This is a genomic window from Flavobacterium sp., assembly GCF_034111225.1.
GTDB lineage: Bacteria > Bacteroidota > Bacteroidia > Flavobacteriales > Flavobacteriaceae > Flavobacterium.
In genome coordinates this window covers 1-11,924 of the sequence record NZ_JAWUXR010000007.1, presented here as the reverse complement: position 1 = coordinate 11,924, position 11,924 = coordinate 1, and the positions used below count along the sequence as shown (strand labels likewise).

Annotated in this window: 9 protein-coding genes; all 9 read left to right on the top strand. The window is 32.5% G+C overall.

Going from position 1 to position 11,924, the window contains the following annotated elements; translation table 11 throughout:
* Positions 1-27 precede the first annotated feature (27 nt).
* The 9 genes from mscL to UXY25_RS03750 all read left to right on the top strand — a co-directional run bounded on the left by mscL (position 28) and on the right by UXY25_RS03750 (position 11,859).
* Positions 28-444 carry a large conductance mechanosensitive channel protein MscL gene (gene mscL, locus UXY25_RS03790; protein WP_320814671.1) on the top strand — a complete coding sequence of 139 codons (417 nt, stop codon included), beginning with the start codon at positions 28-30 and terminating at the stop codon, positions 442-444.
* A 142-nt stretch (positions 445-586) separates the two neighbouring features.
* Positions 587-1,576 carry an aspartate-semialdehyde dehydrogenase gene (locus UXY25_RS03785; RefSeq protein WP_320814670.1) on the top strand — a complete coding sequence of 330 codons (990 nt, stop codon included), beginning with the start codon at positions 587-589 and terminating at the stop codon, positions 1,574-1,576.
* Positions 1,577-1,583: 7 nt separating this feature from the next.
* Entirely contained in the window at positions 1,584-1,913 is a 330-nt protein-coding gene (locus UXY25_RS03780) for a hypothetical protein (RefSeq protein WP_320814669.1), read from the top strand.
* Between the two features lie 82 nt (positions 1,914-1,995).
* Positions 1,996-4,197, top strand: a complete 2,202-nt coding sequence (locus UXY25_RS03775; protein ID WP_320814668.1) for a TonB-dependent receptor — start codon at positions 1,996-1,998, stop codon at positions 4,195-4,197.
* Between the two features lie 135 nt (positions 4,198-4,332).
* Positions 4,333-6,375, top strand: a complete 2,043-nt coding sequence (locus tag UXY25_RS03770) for a prolyl oligopeptidase family serine peptidase (RefSeq protein ID WP_414601365.1) — start codon at positions 4,333-4,335, stop codon at positions 6,373-6,375.
* A 169-nt stretch (positions 6,376-6,544) separates the two neighbouring features.
* Positions 6,545-6,859 (top strand): hypothetical protein, encoded by a 315-nt coding sequence (locus UXY25_RS03765; protein WP_320814666.1) that lies wholly within the window; start codon positions 6,545-6,547, stop codon positions 6,857-6,859.
* A 1-nt stretch (position 6,860) separates the two neighbouring features.
* On the top strand, positions 6,861-9,044 hold the full coding sequence (locus UXY25_RS03760) for a gliding motility-associated C-terminal domain-containing protein (protein WP_320814665.1): 2,184 nt from the start codon (positions 6,861-6,863) through the stop codon (positions 9,042-9,044).
* Positions 9,045-9,051: 7 nt separating this feature from the next.
* Positions 9,052-9,972, top strand: coding sequence for a type IX secretion system membrane protein PorP/SprF (locus UXY25_RS03755; RefSeq protein ID WP_320814664.1), 921 nt, complete (start codon positions 9,052-9,054; stop codon positions 9,970-9,972).
* 18 nt (positions 9,973-9,990) lie between these two features.
* Positions 9,991-11,859: an OmpA family protein gene (locus UXY25_RS03750; RefSeq protein ID WP_320814663.1), complete on the top strand. Its 1,869-nt coding sequence runs from the start codon at positions 9,991-9,993 to the stop codon at positions 11,857-11,859.
* The last annotated feature ends 65 nt before the right edge of the window (positions 11,860-11,924 follow it).

Here is an 11,924-nt window from a genome sequence, read left to right as displayed (position 1 = left end):
TTAATAATTAACTAAATAAGAAAATATATGGGATTCTTTTCAGATTTTAAAGCCTCGTTAATGAAAGGCGATGTTTTAAGTTTAGCAACTGCCGTAGTTATTGGTGGAGCTTTTGGAAAAATTGTAAGTTCTGCAGTAGATGATGTAATTATGCCAATTGTAGGTTTAATTACTGGTGGCGTAGATTTTACAACAAAATTTATTGCTTTAAATGGCGAAACTTATGTAAACCTTGATGCAGCAAAAGCAGCAGGAGCAGCAGTAATTACTTATGGTAATTTAGTACAAGCTACTATCAATTTTATTATTATTGCGTTATTTATATTTGTTATTTTAAGAGCAGCTGAAAAAGCAAAGAAAAAAGAAGAAGCAGTTGCTGCTGCACCTGCAGGACCTTCTCAAGAAGAATTATTAGCTGAAATTAGAGATTTATTAAAAAAATAGTCACATTCGCTACATTATATATTCTAACTAAATCCCGTTTAATAAGCGGGATTTTTCTTTTTGATAAAGTTTTGTGAAAAAAACACGAAGAACATTTTATCCAAATAATATTCTATATTTTTGTAAACCAAATTAATAAAAAATGAAAGTAGCAGTAGTAGGCGCAACCGGAATGGTTGGTGAAATTATGCTAAAAGTATTAGCAGAAAGAAATTTTCCAGTAACAGAATTAATTCCAGTTGCATCTGAAAAATCAGTTGGTAAAGAATTAGGGTGGAATGGTAAATCATATAAAGTAGTTGGCTTACAAACAGCTGTAGAGATGCGTCCAGATATTGCTTTATTTTCAGCTGGAGGAGAAACTTCATTAGAATGGGCTCCAAAATTTGCAGAAGTTGGTACAACTGTTATTGATAATTCTTCTGCATGGAGAATGGATCCTACAAAAAAATTAGTTGTTCCAGAAATCAACGCCTCTGAATTAACAAAAGAAGATAAAATTATAGCAAACCCAAACTGTTCTACTATTCAAATGGTAATGACATTGGCGCCTTTGCATACTAAATACAAAATAAAAAGAGTTGTAGTTTCAACGTATCAATCTATTACTGGCACTGGCGTGAAAGCCGTACAACAACTAGAAAATGAATATAATGGTGTAAAGGGAGAAATGGCTTATCCTTATCCTATTCACAGAAATGCAATTCCTCAGTGTGATGTTTTTGAAGAAAACGGATACACAAAAGAAGAAATGAAGTTAGTTCGTGAAACTCAAAAAATATTAAACGACAAAACTATTGCCGTAACAGCAACTGCTATTCGTATACCCGTAGTTGGTGGTCATAGTGAAGCCGTAAATGTCCAATTTGAAAACGATTATGAGTTGAATGATGTTCGTCAAATTTTACACAACACTCCTGGAATTACTTTGCAAGATAATTTAGACACAAAAACCTACCCAATGCCAATTTATGCAGAAGGAAAAGATGATGTTTTTGTGGGAAGGTTAAGAAGAGATGAAAGTCAGCCTAACTCTATAAACATGTGGATTGTTGCCGATAATCTTAGAAAAGGCGCCGCTACAAATACCATACAAATTGCAGAATATTTAGTTGCCAATAAACTGGTATAAAACATACATGAAGAAAAAAACTGCATTATTGAATTTTGTTTTAATGCTTTCGGTATTATTTGCCGTGAGCTATCAATCAATGCACGTATTTTTACATCATAAACACGATGTAGAAAGCATTTCTTCATCAGAAAAAACTTTTACAAAAAACCTTACCGAGAAAGAAAATTGTCCGACTTGTGATTTTAAATTCGCCAGTTTTCTTTCTCCAGTGGTTTTTACTTTTTCATTCTTTCCTCCGCATTTTGAAATCCCTTATTTGTTTGCAAAAAAAGAGAATTTCAATTCATTTTGTGGTAGTTTATTTTCACAAAGAGGGCCGCCCGGTTTAGTTTAATTTCTCCTTTGCTTTTGCAAAAAATGAGCTTCAACTTCATACAAAGTTGCAGCTAATTATTTATACATTAAACTAAACTATAATGAAAATACAAGTATCTATTTGGATATTTTTAATATCGACATTGGGTTTCTCTCAAAATAAACTTACTGGAAAAATAACAACTGAAGACGGTATTCCTTTACAATACGCTGTAATTCATATCACTGAAAACAATGCTTTTACGGAAACCAATGAGTATGGAATATATGCATTTGAAAATGTTCCAAAAGGTGAAATAACAGTAGTTGTACATTTACTAGGCTACGAACAAAAAACAGAAAAAATAAACAGCAATTCAAGTCCTGAAATAAGCTTTATTCTTAAGGAAAAAGAGCAACATTTAGATGAAGTAATTGTTTCGACTGCTTTTAACAAAATACAATCACAAAACGTTATGAAAGTGGAGCATCAATCTGTAAAAGAAATGCGTAAAAACGGAAATGTAACTTTAATGGATGGATTGTCTGAAACGCCAGGTGTAAGTCAAATTTCAACTGGAACTTCTATTGGGAAACCAGTAATTAGAGGCTTAAGTGGGTCAAGAGTTTTAGTTTATGCACAAGGAATTCGATTAGAAAACCAACAATTTGGAGAAGAACACGGACTTGGGTTAAGTGCTTCTGGAATTGAAAGTGTAGAAATTATTAAAGGCCCAGCTTCTTTATTATACGGCTCTGATGCAATAGGTGGAGTGGTTTATTTCAATCCTGAAAAATATGCTCAATATGGAAAGTCTGAAGCGAATTTTTTACAACAATTTTCAAGTAATACACAAGGAACCAATACTTCATTTGGTTATAAAGCAACACCAAGCAATTGGAAATTTTTAATAAGAGGAAATTACAATTCACAAGCCGATTATAAAATTCCAGATGGAACAGCAATAGTTAATACGCGTTCAATTGAAAAAGATTTAAAATATGGAATTGGTTATTCCAATTCGTATTTTTCAACCGATTTTCGATACAATTACAACAACTTAAATTTAGGCTTACCCGAAGAAGATATTGAAAATTCAGGCTTTAGAAAACCACTGTTTCCTAAACAGGATATCGACAATCATATTTTAAGTGTAAACCAAAAAATGTATTTTAAAAATTCGAAATTAGAAGCTGATTTAGGTTATATTTTCAACAACAGAAAAGAATTAGAGGATATTGATGAAACAGCTTTGCACATGAAATTAAAAACAGCGAACTATAACGTCAAATACTATTTTCCAAAATGGAAAAATATTGAAACGATTCTTGGAGTTCAAGGAATGCATCAAACCAATTTAAACTTTGGTGAAGAACGCTTAATTCCAGATGCAACAACAAACGATTTTGGAACTTTTATAACTTCTAATTACGAATGGAACAAAAATGTTGTTCAAATCGGAATTCGTTTCGATAAAAGATCCATTTCAACTTCAGAATATGGAATTTTGGGAGATGAAGGTTATTTTGAAGCTCTAGACAAACAATTTGAAAGTTTTAATTTCGCATTGGGATACAAAACAAACCTAACGGAAAAAATTATTACGCGGGTCAATTTAGCATCGGGATTTAGAGCACCTAATTTATCAGAATTAACTTCAAATGGCGTTCATGAAGGAAGTAATCGTTATGAAATAGGGAATTCTAACTTAGAAAACGAACAAAATTTTCAAGCCGATTTAAATTTGGAATACAAGAGTGAACACTTTGAGGTTTTTGTAAACGGATTTTACAATCTTGTAAATAACTACATTTATATTGAACCAACTTCTGCAACTATAGACGGAAATGATGTGTACAATTACGTTCAAAACAATGCGTATTTATTTGGTGGAGAAGCTGGAATCCACTTTCATCCGCACCCGTTAGATTGGTTGCATTTTACAAGTAGCTTTGAAAACGTAACTGCTAAACAAGAAAATGGAGATTATCTTCCGTTAATTCCAGCAAATCAATGGAAAAACAATTTGAAGACAAACTTTAACTTAACAAATTGGTTCCAAAAAAATTATATTTCAGCTCAAATAAATCATATTTTTAATCAAAATAATACAAGTTCATTCGAAACAAAATCTAAAGATTATACTTTAGTAAATTTAGGTTTTGGTGGTGAAATAAACTTTGGAAAACAAAAAGTAGACGTTTATTTAAATGCAAATAATCTTCTCAATAAAACTTATATCGCTCATTTATCACGATTGAAAAATGATAGTATTCCAAATATTGGTCGAAATATTGTTTTAGGTTTAAATTTTGATTTTTAATTAACAAACCCTTAAATTTCAATTATTTATATTTGCCTAACAACCAAAAGAACTAATATGAAAAAATCATTAATCTTATTATTTACAGCTGTTGCTTTTGTTGCCTGTAAAAAAGAAGAAATCAAAGAAATTGACATGACAGTAAAATATCCTGAGACAAAAAAAGTCGATACTACTTTTACATACTTTGGAGAAAAACTTAGCGACCCTTATTATTGGCTTGAAGACGATCATAGCGATGAAACTAAAGCCTGGGTAAAAGCTCAAAACGAGGTCACTTTTGGCTACTTAGAGAAAATACCTTTTCGTAAACAACTTAAAGAAAGAATGGAGAAGCTATGGAATTATGAAAAAATTTCTGCTCCATTTAAAGAAGGTGATTATACTTATTTCTATAAAAATGATGGTTTACAAAATCAATCTGTAGTATATAGAAAAGATGCTCAAGAAAAAGAAGAAATATTTTTAGATCCAAATACTTTTTCAAAAGACGGAACAACTTCGCTTGGCGGATTGAACTTTTCTAAAGACGGTTCACTTGTTGCTTATTCCATTTCAGAAGGTGGAAGCGATTGGAGAAAAGTAATTGTGATGAAAGCGGCTACTAAAGAAGTTATTGGAGATACAATTGTCGACATTAAATTTAGCGGTGTTTCTTGGTACAAAAATGAAGGCTTCTATTATTCAAGTTATGATAAGCCAAAAGGAAGTGAGCTTTCTGCTAAAACAGATCAACATAAATTATATTTTCATAAATTGAATACTCCTCAAAAAGAAGATAAAATTATTTTTGGGTTAAACGAAAAAAGAAGATATGTTGGCGGTTATGTTACCGAAGACGAGAATTATTTAATCGTATCTGGAGCAACTTCAACTTCTGGAAATGAATTGTATTATAAAGATTTAGCTAAAAACGGACCTATTGTTAACATCGTTAATAATTTTGATTATGATAATAATGTTTTAGACAATGTAGGAACTAAATTTTATGTATCAACTAATTATAAAGCGCCCAACAAACGTGTTGTAACATTTGATTTAGCTAATCCAAAACAAGCTAATTGGGTAGACTTTATTGCTGAAACAGAAAATGTATTATCGCCTTCAACTGGTGGTGGTGCTATTTTTGCTGAATATATGATTAACGCTGTTTCGCAAGTAAAACAATACGATTATAACGGAAAGTTGATTAGAGATATTAAGTTGCCAGGTATTGGTTCAGCTGGAGGTTTTGGTGGTAAAAAGGAAGAAACTACTTTATATTATTCGTTTACCAATTATATTACACCAGGAACAATCTACTCATTTGACCCAAAAACAGGAAAATCTTTGGTATACCAAAAACCAAATGTAGATTTCAAAAGTGATGATTACGAATCGAAACAAGTTTTCTATTCTTCAAAAGATGGAACAAAAATTCCAATGATTATTACCTATAAAAAAGGAACTGAATTAAACGGTAAAAATCCAACAATGCTTTACGGTTATGGCGGATTCAACATTAGTTTAACGCCAAGTTTTAGTATTGCAAATGCAGTTTGGTTAGAAAACGGCGGAGTATATGCTGTTGCTAATTTACGTGGTGGTGGTGAATATGGTAAAAAATGGCACGATGCTGGTACACAAATGCAAAAACAAAATGTATTTGACGATTTTATTGCTGCTGCAGAATATTTAATTGCCGAAAAATATACTTCATCTGATTATTTGGCAATTTCTGGTCGTTCTAACGGCGGATTATTAGTTGGCGCAACAATGACTCAAAGACCTGATTTAATGAAAGTAGCATTACCAGGTGTTGGTGTTTTAGATATGTTGCGTTATCATACATTTACAGCAGGGGCAGGTTGGGCTTACGACTATGGAACAAGCGAACAAAGCAAAGAAATGTTTGATTACATAAAAGGCTATTCTCCAGTACATAATGTAAAAGCAGGCACAAAATACCCTGCGACTTTGGTAACAACTGGAGATCATGATGACAGAGTAGTTCCTGCACATAGTTTTAAATTTGCAGCTGAATTACAAGCCAAACAAACGGGATCTAACCCCACGTTAATTCGTATTGATGTAAATGCTGGTCACGGAGCAGGAAAATCTGTAGCAGCAACGATACAAGAGTTTGTAGACATGCAAGTATTCACGTTATATAATATGGGAATTAAAAAGCTCAATTAAAATTATAAATTCATTTCAAAAACCATCAAACACTTGATGGTTTTTTTGTTTTTTTTAACATTTGTTACATTTAATCGTTAAAAAATGTTAATAATCGAGTATTTTAACATTTTAACGGTTGGTTGTTGTTTTTTTTTACTTTTACTCGAAATTACTCAACTTTAACCAAATGAAAAAAATTACCTTATTATTATTCATAATGATATCGTCATTTGTTTTTTCACAAGAAAAAATAAATCAAACAGATATTATTAAAGGGACATTTCAGTTAGAAATCTTAAAAATTGATGCAGAACCTGTGTCGATTACTACAGAACTACTTCTTAAAATTGATTCTCTAAGAGAGGAAAACAAAACAACTTATCTAAATCTAGATACAGAAAGACGAATCAAAATTTTATCTAAAAAGGATTTACGACTTGGTCTGCATAAAAATATTGAAGATTTCGTAGTTGTTAAGTCATTTGAAACCAAAAAACAATAACATGAAAAAATTATTACTAGTATTTCTGTTTTTTGTAAGTTATAATCTTTTTTCACAAGCTGGTTCTTCACCATGCAATGCCTTACAACTATATCCTTATACAACCTGTAGCAACAATTCGGGGGCTCAATATGCAGGTCATTATCAAAGCGAAGATGCTGCAGGAAACAATGTGCCAATGACTGGAACAAGTACTTTGAATCCAGTTTGTACAACAGATAACGAGACTACACAATCTGTAAGATGGATTTCAGTTACTGCAACTACAACTTCATTTACAATTACTAATTTAACTAATTATTCTGGTCCAGGTGCAGCAACTGCTGAACAAAGAGATTATGTTGTATATTCTGGTCCATGTACTACCTTAACGCAAATAGCTTGTAGTGCCTCTGTTGTATTAAATGGGACTGTCAATGTTACTGGTTTAACAGCAGGTCAAACCTACTTTATAATGGTTTCACAATCTGCAGCAGCTTTTAGCGGATATCCTACTGCAAATGCAGCAGCAACATGTATTACCAGTACAGTTCCTCATGTACCTCTAAATGATGCTTGTGCAAATGCTCAAATTTTAATCAATAACACTACGTATACTTCTACAAATGCTGATAGTACTGCAGACGGGCCTAGTGTTTGTCAAAACCCAGCTACAGGAAGTGTTGAAAATAATGTTTGGTACCAGTGGTGTGCACCATCTAATTGGACACCTGGACAATCTGCATTTTTAAATGTAAATAGTCAAGTATGTAATAGTACTCAAGGTTTGCAACTTTCAATATATGGCCCTGGAACTACCTGTGCGCAAATTTCAGGAGGAACAGCTACTTCACTTGTTTGTCAAAATCCAGGCTCTACTACGAACTATAATTATACATTTGTTGCGAACCCTAATCAATGTTACTTAATTAATATTGATGGGTTTGCTGGTACAGCATGTACTTATAATATTCAAGTTTCTGCAAGTGTTGTTTGTGCAACACCTCCTGCAGCACCAACTGCGAGTGTAACTGTACAACCAACGTGTGGTACTCCAACAGGAACAATTGTTGTTACGGCTCCATTAGGTGGTACGCTTCAATATAGTATTAATGATGTTAATTATCAATCAAGCACAACTTTTACTGGGGTTGCTCCTGGCACATATAACGTTACAGTAAGAGATACCTCTACAGGATGTGTTTCTACAGCTACGGTTCTAGTGGTTAACGCCGCTGGAGGAGCTCCTGCGGTTCCAACAATAACGACTACAGCACCTACATGTGTTGCAGCTGGAAGTAGTTCTATTTCAAATTACGTTGGCGGAATTACTTATATATTTACTCCTAGTGGTCCAACAGTTGCAGTTGGCGGAGCAATTTCAGGAATGGTAGTTGGAACAAGTTATACTGTTACGGCTGGTAATGGAAGTTGTTCTTCTGTTTCTTCAGCATCGTTTAGTAATATGGCAATGTTGGTTACCCCAGCGGTTCCGACAGCAAGTGTAACAGTACAGCCAACATGCTTAATTCCAACAGGAACAGTAGTAGTTACAGCTCCTACAGGAAGTAACCTTGTTTACAGTATTGATAATGGTGTAACTTATCAAGCAAGTACAACATTTTCTGGACTAGCTGAAAATTCAAGTTATACTGTATTAGTAAGTGATTCTTCTACAGGTTGTACTTCTTCACCATCATCATTAATGAATATTAATTCTATACCGGCATCTCCTTTAGTTACTTTAACTTCAGGTTGTAATGGTGCTAATTATCAGATAACTGCCTCTGTAACTATTGGTACGGCTTCATATGAATGGTTTGATAGCAACAGTAATCCTATTGGCTCAACTGCAACTGTATTTGTTTCTTCTATTGATACTTATCAAGTAAATGTTACTGTTGATAATTGTACAACAACTGAATATATTTTGATTGATAATGTTACTTGTATCATTCCAAAAGGAGTTTCTCCAAATGGAGATGGATTAAACGATAACTGGGATTTAACTGGCTTGAATGTAAATAAAGCACAAATATTTAACAGATATGGTAAAGAGGTTTACAGTAAATCTAACTATACAAATGAATGGAATGGTAGAACTAATAATGGTAACGAATTACCTGATGCTACTTATTATTATGTATTATCATTACCAAACGGTGTAGTTAAAACGGGTTGGGTTTATTTAAACAGAGAAAATTAAAATTAGGATGAACAAATTATATTTAGTTTCGATATTATTGTTAGGCTTTATTACAGAAGGCTTTTCACAACAAGATCCTCATTACACACAGTATATGTATAATATGAGTGTTATGAATCCTGCTTATGCGGGTAGTAAGGAGAACCTTTCTATGGGTCTATTATATAGAAAGCAGTGGGTTGAGATAGAAGACGCTCCTACTACGGCTACCTTTTTTGGACATACTCGTGCAGGTAAGAATGTTGGATTAGGTTTATCGGTGATATCAGATAAAATTGGTCCGGTTGAGGAAAATAATATTTATGGAGATTTTTCATATACATTAAATTTAGGAGAAGAGCATAAATTAGCATTTGGATTAAAAGCAGGTGTTACTTTACATAAAGTAGGCTTGTTTAGTGAAATATATAATACATTGCCAGATGCAAATGATCCAGCGTTCTCTGAGAATACAAGTAACGCCTATTTAAATATGGGTTCTGGTTTGTTCTATTATACCAACAAATACTATTTAGGGTTTTCTGTTCCTAATATGATAAAGTCTAAACATTTAGATTTCAATGGAAGAGAGTTTGGTTCAGAATATTCACATTATTTTTTAACAGGAGGATATGTTTTTGATGTTAACGAATCGGTTAAATTCAAGCCATTTTTTATGATGAAATCTGCATTTGGAGCTCCTGTATCTTTAGATTTATCTACGAACTTCTTGTTTAATGAGAAATTTGAAATAGGTGCAACTTATCGATTAGATGACAGTTTTGGTGCAATGGTAAATTATGCAATAACTCCTGATATTAAGATTGGTTATGCATATGATCATATTGTTTCAGATTTGAAAGTAGTAACACCATCTTCACATGAGATTATATTACTATTTGATTTGAAATTCTCTAAAAAAGTATCAAGTTCACCAAGATATTTCTAATTATAAAGCGACAAAAACATGAAGAAATTATATATCACCTTAAGTTTTGTAATCGCTAGTGGAATACTAAGTGCACAAAACAAAGACACAAAGACAGCTGATAAGTTATTCGACAGATATGAATATACTGAAGCAGCAGATGAATATTTAAAATTAGTAGCAAAGGATAAAGCAGATAATTATGTGTATAAGCAATTAGCAGATAGTTATTATAATGTTTTTAATACTAAAGAAGCAACAAAATGGTTTGCGAAGTTAGTGGAAGAAAAACAAGATGCTGAAACGTATTTCCAGTATGCTCAAATGTTAAAAGCAGAAGGGAATTATACTGAGGCTAATAATCAAATGAAGATTTTTTCTTCTATGAAGCCAAACGACAGTAGAGCTAAAACTTTTACAGGGAATCCAAACTATGTTTCAGACATTACTTCTCAGTTTAAATTATTTGGCGCAACAAAATCTGATATCAGTAGTGATAAATCAGACTTTGGAGCTTTTTTAACCAATGATAATACGCTTTACTTTTCAAGTGCTCGAAACACTTCAAGAAAAGAGTACAGTTTAAATGACGAGCCTTATTTAGATTTATATAAAGCAACCTATAATTCAAATAAAACCATAAGTGAAGCTACAACAGTAGATAACTTAAACACAAAATGGCACGATGGTCCGGCTACAATTACTTCAGACGGTTCTACTATGTATTTTGCAAGTGAGAGTTTTAATGAAAGTAAAGGATTTGAAAAAGATAAAGAGAAGCAATTAAAGTTTGGTAAAATTTATCTGTACAAAGCAACTAAAGAAGGTGACTCTTGGTCAAACAAAAAGGCATTACCTTTTAATGATAAAACATACTCGGTAAGAAACCCAAGCATTAGTAAAGATGGTAAAACATTGTATTTTTCTTCAAATATGCCAGGAAGTTTAGGTGGAGAAGATATTTGGAAAGTAAGTGTAAACGGAGATTCTTACGGCGCACCTGAAAATTTAGGTTCACGAGTAAATACAGAAGGAAATGATAGTTTTCCATTCATTACAGATGATAACGTATTGTATTTTTCATCAGATGGTAGAGAAGGTTTAGGAGCAATGGATGTGTTTAAAGTTAACTTAAACGATAATTCAAAGGCTATGAATATTGGCTTACCAGTAAACTCTGAGAAAGATGATTTTGCGTTTAGCTATAACACAAAACATAAAGTAGGATTCTTTTCAAGTAATAGAGATGGAGTAGATAATATTTACATAGCTGATCCTATTTGTGGAGTAGAAGCTACCGTAACAGTAAAAGATGCAAAAACTGGTAAATTACTTCAAGGAGCTACTGTAGCTATGATTGATGCAAAATTAGAATTAGTTGGTAAAGCAGAAACTTCAGAAAATGGAGAAAGTGTTTTTAAAGTTGATTGTGATATGGAATATGCGGTACAAGCTTCAAGATTGGGGTATGAGAATGGAGTAGGAACAATGGAAAAGTCTGAAGGTGGAAAAGCTAATGTTGTAATTAACTTAGAACCACTTAAACCAATTATTACAGAAACAGAAGTTGTATTAGCGCCAATATACTTTGAATTTGACAAAAGTAATATTACAGCACAAGGAGCTTCTGAGTTAGATAAATTAGTTCAAGTGATGAATGAGTATCCAGAAATGGTAATATTTGCTAAATCTCATACTGATAATAGAGGTGGAAACAAATACAACATGAATTTATCAAACAGAAGAGCTAAAACAACAGTTCAATATGTAGTTTCAAAAGGAATTTCAAAAGAAAGAATTACAGGACAAGGATTTGGTGAAAGTGAACCTAAAGTAGATTGTAAAAAATGTACAAACGAAGAACACGCTCAAAACAGACGTTCGGAATTCTTAATCGTGAAAAAATAAAAGTTAGTTAAATTAAGTGAATAAAAAAATCCCGACTCAAATTGAATCGGGATTTTTTTTTAATT